Source organism: Knoellia sp. B-D-2 (assembly GCF_057714695.1).
The window spans coordinates 3,155,366-3,173,811 of sequence record NZ_CM173189.1 but is presented as its reverse complement, the minus strand read 5'-3'; the positions used below and the strand labels follow the sequence as shown (position 1 = coordinate 3,173,811).

The window sequence follows — 18,446 nt, the reverse complement described above, 5'->3', positions numbered from 1 at the left end:
CCCCTTGACAGGAAACCGCATGGTTTCCTATCGTGGTCCTGTGGACCTCATCTTCCGGGCGCTGGCCGACCCGACCCGACGGGCGCTGCTCGACGCGCTCTTCGTCGCCGACGGCCAGTCGCTGGTCGCCCTCGCGGGCGGCTTCGACATGACCCGCATCGGCGTCGCCAAGCACCTCGGCCTCCTCGAGGAGGCCGGTCTGGTCGTGTCCCGTCGCAGCGGTCGGGAGAAGCTGCACTTCCTCAACCCGGTCGGCATCCGGCAGGTCCACGACCGTTGGGTCAGCAAGTACACCGAGCCCTGGGCCGCCGGCCTCGTCGGGCTGCGCACCGAGCTGGAGGACGAGCACATGACGACGACGAAGGTCTTCGAGATCTACATCCGGACCACGCCCGAGCGGCTGTGGCACGCCATCACCGACCCGGAGGTCCGCCGTCGGTTCCACTTCGGCAGCTCGCTCACGTCGGACTGGACCCCGGGCTCGCCCTACGCCCTCACCCACGCCGGGGTCGAGGGCGCGCTCGTCGACGGCGAGAACCTCGTCGTGGACCCGCCGCACCGGCTCGTCCAGAGCTTCCACGCCCACTGGGACGACGACGCGGAGTCCGCGGGCACGTCACGGGTGACGTGGGAGATCGAGCCGGTGGGCGACTCGTGCCGCCTCACCCTCGTGCACGACCAGCTGCCCGAAGGCGTCAGCGAGGCCCTCCACGGCGGCTGGCCGATGGTGCTCTCCGGCCTCAAGACGTGGCTCGAGACCGGCACCGAGCTCACCACCCCCGGCTCCCTGATGTACGGCTGAGCCGGGACCGACGACCTCCACCACGGAAGGCGCGGATGATGACCGCACTCGACAGGACCTTCAGCGGCACGCTCGTCACGAGCGAGGCCGACGGCGGCTGGACCTACCTCGTCACGGACTGGAGCGCCGACTTCTTCGGCACCCGCGGCCTCGTCAAGGTCGCGGGGACCGTGGACGGCCACCGCTTCCGCGGTGCCTTCATGGCCCTCGGGGACGGGAGGCACAAGCTCGCCGTGACGAGAGCGACCCGCGCCCTGATCCACAAGGGGACCGGTGACGAGGTGACGGTCCACCTCACCGAACGCCTCGACGGGCGGGTGACGTCCGCACCGTCGGCCGCCGCTCCCGCCTGAACCGACGCGCACGGGCCCACGCGCCCCACGGGCCGCGTCGCACGCGACCCCGTTCAGGGCGCGCGGTTGCCCCGCTCCCGCTCCTGCTCGACGAGGGGACCGAGGTCCGTGAGCCGGTCGAGCCCTTGCACGGCGCGCGCCATCCGCGGGTTGCCCGCCAGCGCCTCCCGGTTGCGGTCGAGGAACCACCAGTAGCCCGCGGTGAACGGACAGGCGTTCTCACCGACCCGCACCCGCGGGTTGAACCGGCACGAGCCGCAGTGGTCACTCATCGTGTTGATGTAGGCCCCGCCCGAGGTGTAGGGCTTCGTCGCCATCACTCCGCCGTCCGCGTGCTGTGACATGCCGACGACGTTGGGGACCATGACCCAGTCGTAGCCGTCGACGAACGCGCGGTGGAACCAGTCGGTCACCTGCGTGGGCGCCCACCCCCGTTGCAGGGCGTACGAGCCGAGCACCATGAGCCGGGGGATGTGGTGCACCCACCCGTGGGTCGCGACCTGGTCGAGGGTGTGCGACAGGCACCGGGCGTCGGTGACAGCGGAGTCCAGCTCGGCGAACCACTGCGGCATCCGCTCGGTCGCCCGCAGCGCGTTGCGGCGCCGGTAGCCCTCGCCCTGGTGCCAGTACAGGTGCCAGACGTAGTCCCGCCAGCCGATGACCTGGCGGACGAAGCCCTCGACGGCGGCCACGGGCGCGTCCCCGGCGAGGTGGGCCGCCTCGGCCCGCGCGACGACCTCGAGCGGGTCGAGCAGCCCGAGGTTGAGGGGCACGCTGAGGAGGCTGTGCGCCATCCACGGGTCCCCCTCGAGGATCGCGTCCTCGTGTGCACCGAAGTCCGCCAGCCGGTGCTCGACGAAGTGCTCCAACGCCTCCAGCGCCTCGGCCCGGGTGGCGGCGAACCGTCGCGGACCGTCCCGGCCGATGAAGCCCACGTCACCGTCCTGCTCCCAGCGGTCGAGGTCCTCGCGGACCTGCGCGTCGACGTCGTCCTCGCTCGGCCACCACGGTTCGGCGACGCCGAGCGAGCTCGCACCCTTCGGTGGGGGCTCCCGGTTGTCGTGGTCGAAGTTCCACCTCCCGCCCGCCGGCTCGGTCCCGTCCATGAGCACGCCGTGCCGGCGGCGCGCGTCGCGGTAGAAGTCCTCCATGAGCAGCCGCCGCCCACCCCGACCCTGCGCCCACCGGGTGAAGTCCACACGACTGGTCGCGAACCCGCGCGGGTCGAGCACGTCGACGCCGAGGCGGCGCACCAGGCCGAGCGCGGCATACGAAGTGGGGTGCACGACCTCGACGTCCTCGAGCGTCCCGATGACCTCCGCGTACGTGTCCGCGCGGTGGTAGGTCGCGCGACCCTCCAGCTCGGCGGCGCGGTGCCGCATCGCGGACAGCACGAGGTGCGCCTTGGCGCGGTGGAAACGGGTCCGGGTGAAAACCGCCCGTGACTCGACCATGACGACCGGCCCGTCGTGGTCGTCGAGGAAGTGCGGCCCGAGCTGGTCACCGAACAGCCAGCGCGTCGTCATGAGGGCACGCTAGCCGTCAGCGGCCGAGGAACCCGTCGTAGAACGGCTCGGTGAACGCGAGCGCGACGAACAGGCCGGCGCACATGAACGGGCCGAAGGCCATCGCGGTCTTGCGTCCGGCTCGCCCGGTGACGAGCAGCACCGCGGCCCCGACGCCCCCGAGGAAGAACGCGGCCATGGTCCCCACGACGACGTGCCCGACGGAGAACCAGCCGAGCAGCAGCCCGATGGTCGGCGCGAGCTGGATGTCGCCGCCACCGAACCCCCCGCCGGGCAGGAACGCGACGACGAGGTAGCCGGCCATGAGCACCGCGCCGCAGACGACGGCGGTCAGCAGCCGGCCCCAGTCCCCCGTCGCGATCGTCGGGGGCAGCAGGAGCAGCGCGAACGCCGGCAGCGCCGGCCGGGTGAGCCCGACCGGGAGCCGGTGCACGTCGATGTCGATCCAGACCAGGCACACCGTGAGCCAACCGAAGAGCAGGTATGCCGGCAGCGCGGCATACGCCGCCGTGTCACCGACCGAGAACGCGGCGACGAGGACGAGGGCGGCGAGCAGGGGGGCGACCCACCACGACGGCGGCGTCGCGTGGGACGCCTCGTCCTCGGGGATGCGGTAGCCGCCGGTGGACAGCTCACGGGCCGTGAGTCGGCCGACGACGACGGCGCCGACCACGAGGGCGACGAGCAGCAACGACGTCACGAGCCGTGAGTCCATCAGGCACCCGCCTCGCGGCGCGCGGCCTCGACCATCGCCTCGAGCGGGGCCGGGCGGCCGGTGAAGAGCTCGACCTGGAGCGCCGCCTGGCGCACGAGCATCTCCATCCCGGAGACGACGTCGGCGCCGTGGGCCCGCGCGGCCCGCGCCAACGGCGTCGGCCACCCGGCGTAGACGACGTCGAGCAGGGTCACGCCGCCGAGGTCGGTGCCGTTGCGGTCGGTGCCGTCGCGGTCGAGCAGCGCACCGGCGGCGGTGCTGGCCGACGGCGGGAGGGTCGAGACGACGAGGTGTCCCGGCTCGCGCACCCAGTGCTCCAGCGGGACGTGACCGGCCGGGACACCGTGCGACTCGAGCAGGGCGACGACGGCGGCCGCGGCCTCGGTGTTGCGTGCCGCGACGCGGACCTCGCGCACCCCCAGGTCGACGAGCGCCAGGGCGGCAGATCGGCTCGTGGCGCCCGAGCCCAGCAGGGTGGCACGGTCGCCGTGACCGGCTCCGTCGGACGCTCGGGCGAGCGCTCCGGCGAGGCCGGCGACGTCGGTGTTGTGCCCGTCCCACCCGCCGTCCTCCCGGCGCACGAGGGTGTTGACCGCGCCCGCGTCGCGGGCGACGTCGGACACGGTCGCGGCGACGTCGAGCGCGGCCTCCTTGAGCGGCATCGTCAGGCTGAGTCCCCGCCACGACTCGTCGAGCCCGGCCACGACCCCGGCCAGCTCGCCCGCACCGACCTCACGACGCGTGTAGGTCCAGTCGGTGAGTCCGAGCGCGGCATACGCCGTCGTGTGCAGGAGAGGTGAGAGCGAGTGCGCGACCGGCGACCCGAGGACGGCCGCCCTCAGCACTTGTCCTTGTTCTGCGAGCACCAGGTGTTGAACTCCTGGACGTTGCGGTCGTGCTCGGCCTGGGTCGCGGCGAACTTCGTCTCACCCGTGTCGGGGTTGACGGCGACGAAGAAGAACCACGGCCCGTCGGCGGGCTTGGCCGCGGCCTCGATGGAGGCGGCGCCCGGGTTGTTGATGGGCCCGGGAGGGAGCCCCTTGACCCGGTAGGTGTTGTACGGGCTCTTCGACGCACGCGCGGCGTCGGAGGTCCCGGCGCGGCCGCGCTTCTGCTCGATGTAGTGGACGGTCGAGTCCATCTGGAGCAGCCCCACGGTCGGGCCGTTGGGGTCGGCGAGCCGGTTCTCGATGACCCGGGCGACCTTGGCGCGGTCGGCGTCACCGTTGACCTCGCCCTCGATGATCGAGGCGACGGTGAGGATCCGGGTGTAGTCCTTGGGCTGGACGCCGGCCTTCTTGAGCTCGGCGAGGGTCAGCGCCACCATCTGCTTGAGCTGGGCCGCTGCCGGGGTGTTCTTGTCGAACTCGTAGCTCGACGGGAAGAGGTAGCCCTCTGCGCGGCCGCCGGCCTCCGCGGGCAGGCCGAGGGCTGCGGGGTCCTTGAGCGCGGCCTGGTAGTCCGCGGCGGGCACTCCGGTCGCCTCGCTGAGGCGCGCGATGATCTCGCTGGCCCACAGGCCCTCGGGGATGGTCTGGCGCGCGACGCTGCGGTTGGCGGGGTCGGTCAGCGCGGTGAACGCGTCGATCGCCTTCATGCCCTTCCTCAGCGTGTACGTGCCGGGCTGGATCTGTGCGCTGCCCTGCGGGTCCGCTGCGGAGGCGTCGAGGTAGGCCGTCCGCGTCTTGACGACGCCGGCGGTCTTGAGGGCGGTGGCGATCGACTCACCCGTGTCGCCTTGTTTCACGGTGACGGGCACCTCGCCCTCGCCGGGGCCCGGGAAGTCCTCGGCCTCGGTGTCGCCGCTGCCGAAGACCGAGGAGACGACTGGCTTGAGAAGGACGAACGCCGTGGCGGCAGCGCCCCCGACGAGCACGACCGCGACGAGGAGCACCAACAGGTTCCGGCCCTTGGTGCGCTTGTGGCGCTGCCGACGGCCACGGCGCGGCTCGTGCGGCGCCGGCTCCCCGAAGAGAGTCGTGTCGAGGTGTTCGTGGCTCACCGTGGCCCGTCCTTCGTCTTCGGCCTGCGCCGTTTGTGGATCACCGGCTCGCCCGGTGGGCGACCCGCACTGCGTTCCTCGTCCAACGCCGCCTGGAGGATCAGCACCGCTGCCGCCTGGTCGACCACGGCCCGCTGCCGGCGTCCGGACACTCCACTCTCGCGCAGTGTCCTGTGAGCGTCCACACTCGTGAGGCGTTCGTCGACCAGACGCACGCCCACGGGTGCTATCCGGCGAGCCAGTTCCGCAGCATACGTGCGTGCGGCCCGTGCGGCGGGACCCTCGCTGCCGTCGAGTGAACGCGGCAGGCCGAGGACGACCTCGACGGCGTCCCGCTCACCGATGAGGGCGACGATCTCGCTGATGTCGTCGGTGGCCGGTTCGTCGTCCGGCCAGCGACGGGCGAGCGTCGCGTGCGGCGTCGCGAGCATGCCCGAGGGGTCACTGACGGCCACGCCGACACGCACCGTGCCGACATCGACCCCCACCCGAACCCCGGGGCGGACGCTCAACCGGCCAGCTCTCCCACGCGCCACTCGACGGCGTTGATCGCCTCGGCGGTCCGGGCGAGGTCCTGGCCGCCGCCCTGGGCGATGTCGTCCTTGCCGCCGCCGCCACCACCGAGGGTCTGGGCGGCGATGCGGACGAGCTCCCCGGCCCTGATCCCCTTGTCGCGCGCCGCCTGGTTGGTCGCGATGACGACCACGGGCCGGCCCTTGGCGCCACCCGTGACGGCGACGACGGAGGGAGTGGCCTCGCCGAGGCGGTGGCGGGCGTCGAGCACCATGGCGCGCACGTCGTCCGCGCCGGCGTCGCCGCCGGCGTCGTGGCCGACGAAGCGCACCCCGCCGACGTCCTTGGCCGAGTCGGTGAGCGAGCCGGCCGCGGCGAGCACGGCCTGCTTGCGGGTCTTCTCGAGCTCGCGCTCGGCGTCCTTGAGCCGGGTGACCATGGCCGCGACGCGGTCGGTGAGCTCACCGGGCTGGGCACCGACGATGCCGGACAGCTCGGCGACGATCGCCCGCTCCCGCGCGAGGTGGCGCAGGGCGTCCATGCCGACGAACGCCTCGAGGCGGCGGACGCCGGAGCCGACGGAGAACTCGCCGGTCATCGTGATCGCGCCGACCTGGCTGGAGTGCCCGACGTGGGTGCCACCGCAGAGCTCGCGCGACCAGGGGCCGCCGATCTCGACGACGCGCACGTCCTCGCCGTAGGTCTCACCGAAGAGCGCGAGCGCCCCTGCCTCGCGGGCCTGCTCGAGCGACATCCACTGTGCCGACACCGGGAGGTCCCGGCGCACGGCGAGGTTGGCGACCTCCTCGATCTCGCTGCGGGTCTCGGGCGACAGCGCCTGTCCCCACGCGAAGTCGAGACGGAGGTAGCCGGGCTTGTTGTAGGAGCCGGACTGCAGCGCCGACGGGCCGAGCACCTGCCGGAGCGCCGCGTGCACGACGTGCGTGCCGGAGTGCGCCTGGCACGCCGACAGCCGCCACTCGGGGTCGACCTCGGCGAGGACCGGCGCGCCGGAGCGCAGGGGACCGTGGACGACCTCGACGGTGTGCGCGATGAGGCCCTTGACCGGACGCTGGACGTCGACGACCTTGAGGTGCACGCCGTCGGCGGTGATGATGCCCTCGTCGGCGATCTGGCCACCGGACTCGGCGTAGAACGGGGTGCGGTCGAGGACGACCTGGCCGCGCTGGCCCGGCTCGATCTCCTCGACGCGCTGGCCGTCGATGACGAGGCCGATGACCTTCGCCTCGCTCGTCAGCTCCTGCCACGCGCGGAAGTCGGTCTCGCCGGCGGCGCGCATCGCCTTCCACACCTCGGTGTTGGCGTGACCGGACTTCTTCGACTTGGCGTCGGCCTTGGCCCGGTTGCGCTGCTCCTGCATGAGCCGGGTGAAGCCCTCGCGGTCGACGGAGAGGCCCTGCTCCTCCGCCATCTCGAGGGTGAGGTCGATCGGGAAGCCGTAGGTGTCGTGGAGCTGGAACGCCTGGTCGCCAGCCAGGGTCGTGCCACCGGACTCCTTGGTCCTCGACACGGCGGTGTCGAGGATGGTCGTGCCAGAGGCGAGCGTGCGTCGGAAGGCCTCCTCCTCGGCATACGCGATCGTGCTGATCCGGTCGAAGCCGGTCTCGAGCTCGGGGTAGGACTGCTTCATCCGCTCCATCGAGATCGGCAGCAGGTGCGGCAGCGCCGGGTCGTCGTAGCCGAGGAGCCGCATCGAGCGCACCGCGCGGCGCAGCATGCGACGCAGGACGTAGCCGCGACCCTCGTTGCCGGGCGTGACCCCGTCACCGATGAGCATGAGCGAGGACCGGACGTGGTCGGCGACGACGCGGAGCCGGACGTCGTCCGGGTGGGACTCCTCGGCGGAGTGGCCGGAGTGCGCGCCGTAGGACTTGCCGGTCATCTCGGCCGCCCGGGCGAGGACGGGGTAGACCTCGTCGATCTCGTAGAGGTTGTCGACGCCCTGGAGGACCGAGGCGATGCGCTCCAGACCCATGCCGGTGTCGATGCTCTTCGCCGGCAACGGGCCGGAGATGACGAAGTCGTCCTTGGCGCGCACCTCCGACAGCTCCTCCTGCATGAAGACGAGGTTCCAGATCTCCATATAGCGGTCCTCGTCGACGGCCGGGCCGCCCTCGCGGCCGTACTCGGCGCCGCGGTCGTAGAAGATCTCGCTGCAGGGGCCGCCGGGACCGGGAACGCCCATGTGCCAGTAGTTGTCGAGCTTGCCGCGGCGCACGATGCGCTCGAGCGGGATGCTCGTGTACTCGGCCCAGAGGCGCTCGGCCTCGTCGTCGTCCTCGTAGACGGTCGCCCAGAGGCGGTCGGGGTCGAGGCCGTAGCCGCCGTCGTCCTGCGAGCGGGTGAGCAGCGCCCAGGCGAACTTGATGGCGTCCTTCTTGAAGTAGTCGCCGAAGGAGAAGTTGCCGTTCATCTGGAAGAACGTGCCGTGGCGCGAGGTCTTGCCGACCTCCTCGATGTCACCGGTGCGGACACACTTCTGCACGCTCGTGGCGCGCTCCCACTGCGGGGTCTCCTGGCCGGAGAAGTACGGCTTGAACGGCACCATGCCCGCGTTGACGAACAGCAGGTTGGGGTCGTCGTGGATGAGGGGCGCGGAGGGCACCACCGTGTGGCCGTTCTCCTCGAAGAAGGCGAGCCAGCGGCGCCGGATCTCAGCGGTTTCCATGTCGTCAGTCCTGAGGTTGAAAAGGCATCGGGTCGAGTGCGTCGGGCCCGGGTGGGGGCACCGGTGAATCCTACGTGGCGCACGTCCACCGGCGCCGCCGCGTTCCTCGGGGCCTGCCGGCCGAGGGAACCGTGGGGAGCGAAGACTGGGTCAGCCGCGCCCGAGGCGGTCCTTCAGCCAGGTCCACCGCTCCTGCAGCCGGGCCTCGAAGCCGCGATCGGTCGGCTGGTAGTAGTCGGTGCTGCCGTGCAGGTCGTCCGGCAGGTACTGCTGCCGGGCCACGCCGTCCGCCTCGTCGTGGGCGTAGACGTAGCCCTTGCCGTGCCCGAGACGGGTGGCACCGGCATACCCGCTGCCGCGCAGGTGGGGTGGCACCGCTCCCCCACGCCCGGCACGGATGTCGGCGATCGCGGCGTTGATCCCGGTATACGCCGCGTTGCTCTTGGGTGCGAGCGCGTTGTGGACGACGGCCTGCGCGAGGATGATCCGAGCCTCCGGCATGCCGATCTGCGCGACGGCGTGCAGCGCCGCGACCGCCGTCTGCAGCGCCGTGGGGTCACCCATGCCGACGTCCTCGCTCGCGGCGATGACGATCCGGCGGGCGATGAACCGCGGGTCCTCGCCGGCCTCGAGCTGGCGGGCGAGGTAGTGCAGCGCGGCGTCGACGTCGGAGCCGCGCATCGACTTGATGAACGCGGACGCCACGTCGTAGTGCTGGTCCCCGGTCTTGTCGTAGCGGACCATCGCCTGCGCCACCGCCTGCTCGGCGTGGGCGAGGGTGATGCTGAGCGGCACGCCGTCGTCGCGTCCCGCGGGGGCGTCGTCGAGCGCCACCCCGGCGGCGGCCTCGAGCGAGGTGAGCGCACGGCGGGCGTCACCGCCGGCGATGCGGACGAGGTGCTCGCGTGCCTCGTCGGACAGCGCGTATGCCGCGTCGAGACCGCGCGGGTCGCTCACCGCGGAGTCGAGGACGTCGGCGACCTGGGCGTCGTCGAGGGAGGTGAGCGTGATGAGCATCGAGCGGGAGAGCAGCGGGGCGATGACGGCGAACGACGGGTTCTCGGTCGTCGCGGCGACGAGGATGACCTGGCGGGTCTCGACCCCCGGCAGCAGCGCGTCCTGCTGGGCCTTGGTGAAGCGGTGGATCTCGTCGAGGAAGAGGACCGTCTGGCGGTCGTAGAGGTCGCGGTTGCGCGCTGCCCCCTCCATGACCGCCCGGACGTCCTTGACACCCGCGGTGACGGCGGAGAGCTCGACGAACTCGCGGTGGGCCGCGGTGGCGACCAGGTGGGCGAGGGTGGTCTTGCCGGTGCCCGGTGGGCCCCAGAGGATCGCGCTCAGCGGGCCGGCCGTGCCACCCGAGCCCTCGATGAGGCGCCGCAGCGGGCTGCCGGGCCGGAGGATGTCGCCCTGGCCGCGCACCTCGTCGATCGAGGCCGGGCGCATGCGGACGGCCAGCGGCGGGAGCAGGGAGCCCCCGCCCCCGTCCGTGGACGCGAAGAGGTCGTCACCGGCTGGCACCGAAGCAGCCTAACCGTCGCCGCCGGTCAGCCTTCCCGCCCGTCGCGCGGCGCCGCTGCGTAGGGTGAAGGACGACCACAGGATCGTCGAAGGGTGAACCCATGTCCGACATCTCGACCGTCGCCGTGCACCGCGAGGACACCGGCGGCGACGGGCGCCCCGTCGTCCTCGTCCACGGCTGGCCGCTGAGCGGCGCTTCGTGGGCCGACACCGTGCCCGCGCTCACTGCCGCCGGCCTGCGCGTCATCACCTACGACCGTCGCGGCTTCGGCGACTCGGCCCCGGCTCCCGACGGGCGCTACGACTACGACGCCCTCACCGCCGACCTGGCGGCGCTCATCGAGGAGCTCGACCTGCGGGACGTCTCGCTCGTCGGCTTCTCGATGGGTGGCGGCGAGGTCGCGCGCTACCTCGGCACCCAGGGGCAGGACCGGGTGAGCAGTGCCGTCTTCGCCTCCGCCATCCCCCCGTGGCTCCTCCAGAGCGACGACAACCCCGACGGAGGCCTGCCGCGCTCCGACGCCGAAGGGATGCAGCAGGGCCTGCGGGCGGACCGCGAGGCGTTCCTCGACGAGTTCATGACGAACTTCTTCAGCGCCGCCGGCGAGCTCAAGGTGACGCAGGAGCAGCGGCAGTCCGCACTGCGCCTCGCCGCGCAGGCCGACCTCGATGCCGCCGTGGCGTGCATCGGGTCCTGGCTCGAGGACTTCACCGAGGACGTCGCGTCGATCACCGTGCCGACCCTGGTCATCCACGGGGACAGCGACGCCATCGTGCCCGTGGAGGTGTCGGGCCAGCGCACCCACGACGCCATCCCGGGGTGCGAGCTCGTCGTCGTGGAGTCGGGACCGCACGGCATCAACGTCAGCCACGCACAGGAGTTCAACGACGCCCTCGTGGCCTTCCTCACCCGCTGAGGAGCGCAGGCCAGCCCGGGAAGCCCCGGTTTCAGGCCTGGGAGGGGCGCACCTTCTCGAGGCGCGCCGTGAGCGACTCGATGCGGTGGCTGTTGCCGTGCAGCCCGATGTAGCGGGGGCCGAACACCGCGAGCAGCACGTCGTCGAGACGTCGCACGGCGCCCGCGGGATAGCGGTAGCCCATGCGTTCGTCGATCCCCTCGACGTCGATGGACCCGAGCAGGCCGGCCAGCTCGTCGAGCGAGGTGATGCCGAGCTCGAGCAGCAGGCCGGAGATCCACGAGTAGTGGTCGGTGCGCGACCAGCCGGCGTCCTGGAAGTGGGCGGAGAGGAAGGCGGCGAGGTCCGGACCGCTGATCCGCGGGTCGTCGCCGACGGTCTCGAGGTCCTGCTCCGAGACGCCGGCCTGGAGCCGGTCGCGGATGGCCGTGAACTCGCGGTCGGCGAGCTCGAGCAGGCCGGCCGCGAGGGTGAACCGGCGGTCGAGGTCGGAGACGTCGGCTGCCGGAACCGAGCCCTTGTAGCGCACGTCGTGCTCGAACTCGGCCCAGGCGTGCTGGAGGATCGTGCGCACCTGCACCGAGGCCGACCGTCCTCGGAGGTGGGCGTAGGCCGCGTCGACGTCCTCGTCGGCCAGGGTGACGAGGAGGTGCCGGCTCGCGTAGCCGAAGCGACCCTCGAGGGCCGTCTCCTGCCCGAGGTCGCGGTCGTCGAGCACGCTGAGCTCCCCCGCCAGCAGCTCGGCCACGGCGGCGACGTCGCCCTGGAGGTAGGTGACGACGCGCACGCCGATCTGGTCGGTGATCTCGTCGAGCGGGTCGGTGTAGATCGGCACGCCGTCGACGGCCCGGGCGGCCTTGCCCGCGAACGAGGCCACGCTCTTGGCGCGCCCCGTGACGCTGACGTAGTTGATGCCGGCGTCGTCGAGCATCCCGGTGACCATGGCCACGAACTCGTCGGCCACCTGGCGGATCTCGGGATGCAGCTCGGCGTAGCGCTGCACGGCATGGTGCACCGCGTCCGAGGTCGGGTTCGGGGTGAGGTCGTCGCTCATGCCGGCCACCCCAGCGCCGAGCGGAGCCCGGAAACTCCCGACTCCGGGTCGTGGTGGACCGCGCGGATGCCGAGCTCCCGGGCCGTGACGACGTTGTCCAACCGGTCGTCGACGAACCCGACGTCGGCCGCGTCGACGTCCAGCGCATCGAGCACCCGCGCGAAGTAGGCCGTCTCGGGCTTCATCGCACCGAGGTCGCACGAGTAGAAGGACCGCTCGAAGACGTCGTCGTAGCCGAAGCGTCGACGCAGGTAGGCCTTGCGGTGGTCCTGCTGGTTGGTCGCGAGGACGCAGCGGACTCCGGAGGCGGCGACCTCGGCCACGAGGCCGACGGCCTCGGGGTCGGGGTCGACCTGCTCCCACAGGGTGAGGAGGTCGTCGACCCCCGCGGTGACGTCGGGCCACGCGGTGAGCAGGTCGGCCAGGGCCTCGCGGAACGGCACCTCACCCCGCAGGGCCGGCACCTCCGCGGCGAACAGGGCCGCGGCGAAGCCGTCCCCGCCCCACGCGGCCAACCTCGGCGCCCACTCGTGGCGCGGGTGCTGGAGCACGCCGTCGGCGTCCCACAACAGCACCCGGACCGGCCGTGCCGCGAGCAGAGGCCGGTCGTCGGCGGTGTCGAGGAGGGCCGCGCGGGTCATCTCAGGCCCGCTGTGCGGCGGGCGGCTCGGGCTGCCCCGACTGCCCCGGCTGCTCCGCCTGCCCGGGCTGCTCCGGGGTGGCGTCGACGCCGGCTTCCTTGCGCTGCTCCGGCGTGATCGGCGCCGGCGCCGCGGTGAGCGGGTCGTAGCCGCCACCGGACTTGGGGAAGGCGATGACGTCGCGGATCGACTCGGTCCCGGCGAGGAGCGAGACGATGCGGTCCCAGCCGAAGGCGACGCCGCCGTGAGGGGGCGCGCCGAACTGGAAGGCGTCGAGGAGGAAGCCGAACTTCTCCTGCGCCTCCTCCTCGGACAGGCCCATGACGGCGAAGACGCGCTCCTGCACGTCGCGCCGGTGGATACGGATCGAGCCGCCGCCGATCTCGTTGCCGTTGCAGACCATGTCGTAGGCGTAGGCCAGCGCCGGACCCGGGTCGGTGTCGAAGCTGTCCATGAACTCGGCCTTGGGCGATGTGAACGCGTGGTGCACTGCCGTCCACGCTCCCGCACCGACGGCGACGTCACCGGCGGCGACCGCCTCCGACGTGGGCTCGAACAGCGGCGCGTCGAGGACCCAGAGGAAGGACCAGGCGTCCTCGTCGATGAGCTCGCAGCGCTTGCCGATCTCGAGACGCGCCGCACCGAGCAGCGCCCGCGACGACTTGGTGGGGCCGGCGGCGAAGAAGACGCAGTCGCCGGGCTGTGCACCGACGTGAGCGGCGAGTCCGGCCTTCTCCTCGTCGGAGAGGTTCTTGGCGACGGGGCCGCCGAGCTCCCCGTCGTCGCCGACGAGGACGTAGGCCAGGCCCTTGGCGCCCCGGCTCCTGGCCCAGTCCTGCCACGCGTCGAGCTGCTTGCGCGGCTGGCTCGCGCCGCCGGGCATGACGACGGCACCGACGTAGTCGGCCTGGAACACCCGGAACGGCGTGTTCGCGAAGTACGCGGTGCACTCGACGAGCTCGTTGCCGAAGCGCAGGTCGGGCTTGTCGGAGCCGAAGCGCTTCATCGCGTCGGCGTAGGTCATCTGCTCGAACGGCGTCGTGAGGTCGACCCCGATGAGCTTCCAGACCTCGGCGACGATCGCCTCGCCGAGCTCGAGCACGTCCGCCTGCTCGACGAACGACATCTCGACGTCGAGCTGCGTGAACTCGGGCTGGCGGTCCGCGCGGAAGTCCTCGTCGCGGTAGCAGCGGGCGATCTGGTAGTAGCGCTCCATGCCGGCCACCATGAGCAGCTGCTTGAACAGCTGCGGGCTCTGCGGGAGCGCGTACCAGGAGCCGGGCGCCAGACGGGCCGGCACGAGGAAGTCGCGTGCGCCCTCAGGGGTGGACCGGGTGAGCGTCGGGGTCTCGATCTCGACGAAGTCGCGGTCGCCGAGGACCCGACGGGCCGCCGCGTTGACCTTGGAGCGCAGCCGCAACGCGGCGCCCGCCGAGGACGCGCCGGGACGGCGCAGGTCGAGGTAGCGGTGCTTGAGACGCGCCTCCTCGCCGACCGTGACGCGCTCGTCGATCTGGAACGGCAGCGGTGCGCTCGGCGCGAGGACGTCGATGGCCGTCGCGACGACCTCGACCTCGCCGGTCGGCAGGTCGGCGTTGACGTTGGACGCGGTCCGGGCGACGACGGCGCCGGTCACCTTGATGCAGAACTCGGCACGCAGGTCGTGCGCGGCACCGGTGAGGACCTCGTCGCGGGCGACGACCTGGACGACGCCGCTGGCGTCCCGCAGGTCGATGAAGGCCACTCCCCCGTGATCGCGACGCCTGGCCACCCAGCCGGTGAGCGTGACGGTGTCTTCGGTGTGGTCGGCGCGCAGGGTGCCGGCCTCATGGGTGCGGAGCACAGGTGGTCCTTCGGGACGGGGGTTGGATGAACCCCGTCATCCTACGGAGTCGCCTCCCCGCGGCACGAACCGCAGTTGCCGCCCTGCGTCCGCAAAGGTGGTCGAGTTCCCGACCAGGGTTGCGGACGCTGCCATGACCCGCGACCCCTGCGTCCGCAAAGGTGGTCGAGTTCCCGACCAGGGTTGCGGACGCTGCGGTGACCCGCGACGCCTGCGTCCGCAAAGGTGGTCGAGTTCCCGACCAAGGTTGCGGACGCTGCCGCGAGCCGCGACGCCTGCGCCCGCAAAGGTGGTCGAGTTCCCGACCAGGGTTGCGGACGCAGGGAAGCGGGGCCGCACCACGTCGTCCTGGTGCGGCCCCGCGGGCTGGCTGTCCGAGCCGGTCGGTCAGTCGGGGATGACGAACTTCTGGCCGGGGAAGATGAGGTCGGGGTTGTCGATGTCGTTGGCCTTCGCGATCTTCTTCCAGCTCACGCCGTACTTCTCGCCGATCTCGGAGAGCGTGTCGCCCCTCTTCACGGTGTACGTGCGCTGCGCCGCCTTCGGTGCCGGGGCGGGCGCCTTCGGTGCCGGGGCGGGGGCCTTCGGTGCCGGGGCGGGGGCCTTGGGTGCCGGGGCGGGGGCCTTCTGTGCCGGGGCGGGGGCCTTCGGTGCCGGGGCAGGTGCCGTGGGGACGGGAGCCGGGGTGCCGGCACGCTCGGCCGCCTCCTTCGCGGCACGGTCGGCCTCGGCCCGCTTCCTCGTGGCCTCGGCCGCGGCCTCGTCGGCCTCCCTGCGGGCCTCCTCGGCCTTCTCGCCGCTCTCCGTGCGGGCCTTCTCGGCAGCGTCGTCGGCCTTCTTCTTGGCCTCGTCCGCCTGCTTCGTGGCCTCGGTGACGGCGTCGTTGTCGTCGTCGAAGCCGAGGCCCTTCTTGAGGTCGTCCAGGAAACCCATGGGGCTGGTCCTTCCGGTGGCGTGGCCCCGGGCCGCGTGACCGCGGGGCACTCCCGACCGAGGTCGGGAGCCACTTGACGCTACCTGCGCGATCCCCGCGGACACGGGGGGTCGGCAGGGCAATCGGCGCCGCTCAGGCCAAGGGGTCCCGACCGTCGCGGTACATCCAGCGTCCGGCCCGTCGGGTGAACGTGCTGCGTTCGCGGACCGCACCGCGCTGCCGGAGGCGGCCCTCTCCGGAGGTCCAGTGCGCCGCGAACTCCACGGTGCCCTCCACCTCGTCACCGTCGGCCGAGAGGACGTCGAGGCCGGTCCAGACGAGCGACCCCTCCACCTCGACGTCCCGGGGTCGGGTGGCGGGGTGCCACGTGCGGAAGAGGTGGTCGCGGTCCCCCAGGGCGTATGCCGTGTAGCGCGACCGCATCACCGCCTCCGGTGTCGGGGGCCAGGCCTCACCGGCGAGGAACGGGCCGCAGCAGGCCGCGAGCGCCGCCCCGTCCGGCATGCCGCCGCACGGGCAGGGGGCGGCGTCGGGCGCGCCGGTCACGCCCGCTGCGCGCCGTCGGGGCCCTGGGGCCACGGAGCGTCGTGCGGCCGCAGGGTGCTCCAGCCCCGCTCCTGCGCGACGTGGGCGGCGAGGACGGACGCGGCGACGATGCCGTTCTGGACGCGGCCCTCGAGCACCGCGGCCACCGCCTCGTCGAGCGCGACCCAGACACACGGCATACCGTGCTCCTCCGCCTCGCGGACGTGCCGGTGCTCGTCGGCGACCGAGGTGAGGTCGCGGGCGAGGTAGACGCGGATCGCCTCGTCGAGGCCTCCGGGCGAGGGTCGGAGGTCGAGCAGGACGTCGTACCGCCCCGCGACGAGGTCGGCCTCCTCGTGCAGCTCGCGCGCCGCCGCCTCCCAGGGCGGCTCGCCGGGCACGTCGAGGAGCCCGGCCGGCGCCTCCCAGTCGCGGGTGCGGATGGGGTGGCGGTACTGCTGGATGAGGCAGATGCGGCGGTCGTCGTCGATGGCGAGGACGGCGACGGCGCCGGGGTGGCGCACGTACTCGCGCACGTGGCTCCCGGCGTCACCGAGGTCCACCTCGTCGCGCACGACGTCCCACACGCGGCCCTGATGGACGACCTCGGTGCTTCGCACGGGCTGCGGGTCGAACTCGTCGGCCAGCCGCCCGGCGGTCACGGGGCGTCGACCTCGACGGCCACCTTGGGACGCTCCACCTCGACGAGCCGGGCCGCGCGCTGCTCCTCGATCGCCGCACCGACGAGGCCGGCGAAGAGGGGGTGCGCCCGCGTCGGGCGCGACTTGAACTCCGGGTGCGCCTGCGTCGCCACGTAGTACGGGTGGTCCTCGGGCGCGAGCTCGACGAACTCGACGAGGCCCAGCTCGGGATGCGTGCCCGAGATCCGCAGACCGGCGTCGACGAGCTGCTGGCGGTACGCGTCGTTGACCTCGTAGCGGTGGCGGTGGCGCTCGTCGGCACTCGTCGCGCCGTAGACGGTCGCCACGACCGAGCCGGCGACGAGGTCGGCGCGCTGCGAGCCCAGGCGCATCGTGCCGCCGAGGTCGCCCGCACCGTCGACGAACGCCTTCTGCTCCTCCATCGTCGCGACGACGGGAGCCGGTGTCTCCGGGTCGAACTCGGTCGAGCTCGCGCCCTCGATGCCGGCGACGTTGCGCGCGTACTCGATGACCATGCACTGCAGACCGAGGCAGATGCCCAGGGTCGGCACGCGGTGCTCACGCGCCCACGTGAGGGCCCCGAGCTTGCCCTCGATGCCGCGGACCCCGAAGCCGCCGGGCACGAGCACGGCGTCGACCCCGCCCAGGGCCTTCTGGGCCCCGGAAGGGGTCTGGCACTCGTCGCTGGCGACCCAGCGGATCGCCACCTTGGCGTCGTGGTGGAAGCCGCCGGCGCGCAGCGCCTCCGTCACGGACAGGTAGGCGTCGGGCAGGTCGACGTACTTGCCGACGAGCGCGACCTCGACCCGGTGCTCGGGGTTGTGGACCCGGTCGAGCAGCCGGTCCCAGTCGCTCCAGTCGACGTCGCGGAACGTCAGGCCGAGCCGCCGGATGACGTACGCGTCGAGACCTTCCCGGTGCAGGACCTTGGGGATGTCGTAGATGCTCGGCGCGTCGACGCAGGCGGCCACGCCCTCGGTGTCGACGTCGCACATGAGCGAGATCTTGCGCTTGATCCCGTCGGGGATCTCGCGGTCCGCCCGCAGCACGAGGGCGTCGGGCTGGATGCCGACCTGGCGCAGGGCCGCGACGGAGTGCTGGGTCGGCTTGGTCTTCAGCTCGCCGCTCGGCGCGAGGTACGGCACGAGCGAGACGTGGAGGAAGAAGACGTTGTCGCGGCCGAGGTCGTGACGCACCTGGCGAGCGGCCTCGAGGAAGGGCAGGCTCTCGATGTCGCCGACGGTCCCCCCGATCTCGGTGATGATGACGTCGGGCGCCTCGCGGTCGTCGACGTCGGGGGCGCCGGCCGCCTGGGCCCGCATCCGATCCTTGATCTCGTTGGTGATGTGCGGGATGACCTGGACGGTGTCGCCGAGGTACTCACCGCGCCGCTCCTTGGCGATGACCTTGTTGTAGACCTGACCGGTCGTGACGTTGGCCTTGCCGATGAGGTTCCGGTCGAGGAAGCGCTCGTAGTGCCCCACGTCGAGGTCGGTCTCGGACCCGTCGTCGGTGACGAACACCTCCCCGTGCTGGAACGGGTTCATCGTCCCGGGGTCCACGTTGAGGTAGGGGTCGAGCTTCTGCATCGTCACTCGCAGGCCGCGCGAGCGGAGCAGGAATCCGAGGCTGGATGCCGTGAGGCCCTTGCCGAGCGAAGAGGCAACGCCTCCGGTCACGAAGATCTGTTTCGTCTGGGCCACCACGGGCTTCAACGATACGTCATCGACGGGGCCGCCCCTGCGGCGA

The 18,446-nt window shown here is 72.3% G+C and carries 17 protein-coding genes; 3 read left to right on the top strand and 14 right to left on the bottom strand.

What is annotated here, in order from left to right; genetic code table 11:
• The first annotated feature begins 40 nt into the window (after window positions 1–40).
• On the top strand, window positions 41–802 hold the full coding sequence (locus AC3EU2_RS15015) for an ArsR/SmtB family transcription factor (protein WP_488177088.1): 762 nt from the start codon (window positions 41–43) through the stop codon (window positions 800–802).
• A gap of 38 nt (window positions 803–840) precedes the next feature.
• Window positions 841–1,155 (top strand): DUF1905 domain-containing protein, encoded by a 315-nt coding sequence (locus AC3EU2_RS15010; RefSeq protein ID WP_488177087.1) that lies wholly within the window; start codon window positions 841–843, stop codon window positions 1,153–1,155.
• 53 nt (window positions 1,156–1,208) lie between these two features.
• Here AC3EU2_RS15010 and AC3EU2_RS15005 read toward each other — a convergent pair whose 3' ends face one another.
• From AC3EU2_RS15005 to AC3EU2_RS14975, 7 genes are all read right to left on the bottom strand, one after another.
• The gene (locus AC3EU2_RS15005; RefSeq protein WP_488177086.1) at window positions 1,209–2,681 is read right to left on the bottom strand and encodes a cryptochrome/photolyase family protein; all 1,473 of its coding nucleotides are present in this window, start codon (window positions 2,679–2,681) and stop codon (window positions 1,209–1,211) included.
• A gap of 16 nt (window positions 2,682–2,697) precedes the next feature.
• Complete coding sequence (locus AC3EU2_RS15000) at window positions 2,698–3,396, bottom strand: prepilin peptidase (protein WP_488177085.1); 699 nt, start codon at window positions 3,394–3,396, stop codon at window positions 2,698–2,700.
• On the bottom strand, window positions 3,396–4,241 hold the full coding sequence (locus AC3EU2_RS14995) for a shikimate dehydrogenase (protein ID WP_488177084.1): 846 nt from the start codon (window positions 4,239–4,241) through the stop codon (window positions 3,396–3,398). Before AC3EU2_RS14995 ends, AC3EU2_RS15000 begins: the two co-directional genes overlap by 1 nt.
• Window positions 4,235–5,398, bottom strand: coding sequence for an endolytic transglycosylase MltG (gene mltG / locus AC3EU2_RS14990; protein ID WP_488177083.1), 1,164 nt, complete (start codon window positions 5,396–5,398; stop codon window positions 4,235–4,237). The genes AC3EU2_RS14995 and mltG overlap by 7 nt, the downstream gene beginning before the upstream one ends.
• On the bottom strand, window positions 5,395–5,853 hold the full coding sequence (ruvX, locus tag AC3EU2_RS14985; protein ID WP_488177082.1) for a Holliday junction resolvase RuvX: 459 nt from the start codon (window positions 5,851–5,853) through the stop codon (window positions 5,395–5,397). Before ruvX ends, mltG begins: the two co-directional genes overlap by 4 nt.
• Window positions 5,854–5,906: 53 nt before the next feature.
• Window positions 5,907–8,600: an alanine--tRNA ligase gene (gene alaS, locus AC3EU2_RS14980; protein WP_488177081.1), complete on the bottom strand. Its 2,694-nt coding sequence runs from the start codon at window positions 8,598–8,600 to the stop codon at window positions 5,907–5,909.
• 150 nt (window positions 8,601–8,750) lie between these two features.
• Window positions 8,751–10,121, bottom strand: a complete 1,371-nt coding sequence (locus tag AC3EU2_RS14975) for a replication-associated recombination protein A (protein ID WP_488177080.1) — start codon at window positions 10,119–10,121, stop codon at window positions 8,751–8,753.
• Between the two features lie 101 nt (window positions 10,122–10,222).
• On the opposite strand from AC3EU2_RS14975, the gene AC3EU2_RS14970 reads away from it, so the two are divergent.
• Window positions 10,223–11,038, top strand: a complete 816-nt coding sequence (locus AC3EU2_RS14970) for an alpha/beta fold hydrolase (RefSeq protein ID WP_488177079.1) — start codon at window positions 10,223–10,225, stop codon at window positions 11,036–11,038.
• A gap of 31 nt (window positions 11,039–11,069) precedes the next feature.
• Here the strand turns inward: AC3EU2_RS14970 and AC3EU2_RS14965 are convergent, their stop codons facing one another.
• The 7 genes from AC3EU2_RS14965 to pyrG all read right to left on the bottom strand — a co-directional run bounded on the left by AC3EU2_RS14965 (window position 11,070) and on the right by pyrG (window position 18,403).
• A complete protein-coding gene (locus tag AC3EU2_RS14965) occupies window positions 11,070–12,092 on the bottom strand; it encodes a GTP pyrophosphokinase (RefSeq protein WP_488177078.1) in 1,023 nt (340 codons plus the stop codon).
• The gene (locus AC3EU2_RS14960) at window positions 12,089–12,733 is read right to left on the bottom strand and encodes an HAD family hydrolase (protein ID WP_488177077.1); all 645 of its coding nucleotides are present in this window, start codon (window positions 12,731–12,733) and stop codon (window positions 12,089–12,091) included. The genes AC3EU2_RS14965 and AC3EU2_RS14960 overlap by 4 nt, the downstream gene beginning before the upstream one ends.
• A gap of 1 nt (window position 12,734) precedes the next feature.
• On the bottom strand, window positions 12,735–14,576 hold the full coding sequence (gene aspS, locus AC3EU2_RS14955; RefSeq protein WP_488177076.1) for an aspartate--tRNA ligase: 1,842 nt from the start codon (window positions 14,574–14,576) through the stop codon (window positions 12,735–12,737).
• A 387-nt stretch (window positions 14,577–14,963) separates the two neighbouring features.
• Window positions 14,964–15,509, bottom strand: coding sequence for a LysM peptidoglycan-binding domain-containing protein (locus tag AC3EU2_RS14950; protein WP_488177075.1), 546 nt, complete (start codon window positions 15,507–15,509; stop codon window positions 14,964–14,966).
• Window positions 15,510–15,642: 133 nt separating this feature from the next.
• Window positions 15,643–16,056 carry a YchJ family protein gene (locus AC3EU2_RS14945; RefSeq protein ID WP_488177074.1) on the bottom strand — a complete coding sequence of 138 codons (414 nt, stop codon included), beginning with the start codon at window positions 16,054–16,056 and terminating at the stop codon, window positions 15,643–15,645.
• Window positions 16,053–16,697 carry an NUDIX domain-containing protein gene (locus AC3EU2_RS14940; RefSeq protein ID WP_488177073.1) on the bottom strand — a complete coding sequence of 215 codons (645 nt, stop codon included), beginning with the start codon at window positions 16,695–16,697 and terminating at the stop codon, window positions 16,053–16,055. The genes AC3EU2_RS14945 and AC3EU2_RS14940 overlap by 4 nt, the downstream gene beginning before the upstream one ends.
• Entirely contained in the window at window positions 16,694–18,403 is a 1,710-nt protein-coding gene (gene pyrG, locus AC3EU2_RS14935; protein WP_488177072.1) for a CTP synthase, read from the bottom strand. Before pyrG ends, AC3EU2_RS14940 begins: the two co-directional genes overlap by 4 nt.
• Window positions 18,404–18,446: the final 43 nt, after the last annotated feature.

Bases quoted from the DNA above. Each gene is read 5' to 3' on its own strand.
- AC3EU2_RS15010 (WP_488177087.1), top strand. From the start codon at position 841: ATGACCGCACTCGACAGGACCTTCAGCGGCACGCTCGTCACGAGCGAG.
- AC3EU2_RS15005 (WP_488177086.1), bottom strand. From the start codon at position 2,681: ATGACGACGCGCTGGCTGTTCGGTGACCAGCTCGGGCCGCACTTCCTC.
- AC3EU2_RS15000 (WP_488177085.1), bottom strand. From the start codon at position 3,396: ATGGACTCACGGCTCGTGACGTCGTTGCTGCTCGTCGCCCTCGTGGTC.
- alaS (WP_488177081.1), bottom strand. From the start codon at position 8,600: ATGGAAACCGCTGAGATCCGGCGCCGCTGGCTCGCCTTCTTCGAGGAG.
- AC3EU2_RS14970 (WP_488177079.1), top strand. From the start codon at position 10,223: ATGTCCGACATCTCGACCGTCGCCGTGCACCGCGAGGACACCGGCGGC.
- AC3EU2_RS14965 (WP_488177078.1), bottom strand. From the start codon at position 12,092: ATGAGCGACGACCTCACCCCGAACCCGACCTCGGACGCGGTGCACCAT.
- AC3EU2_RS14960 (WP_488177077.1), bottom strand. From the start codon at position 12,733: ATGACCCGCGCGGCCCTCCTCGACACCGCCGACGACCGGCCTCTGCTC.
- AC3EU2_RS14950 (WP_488177075.1), bottom strand. From the start codon at position 15,509: ATGGGTTTCCTGGACGACCTCAAGAAGGGCCTCGGCTTCGACGACGAC.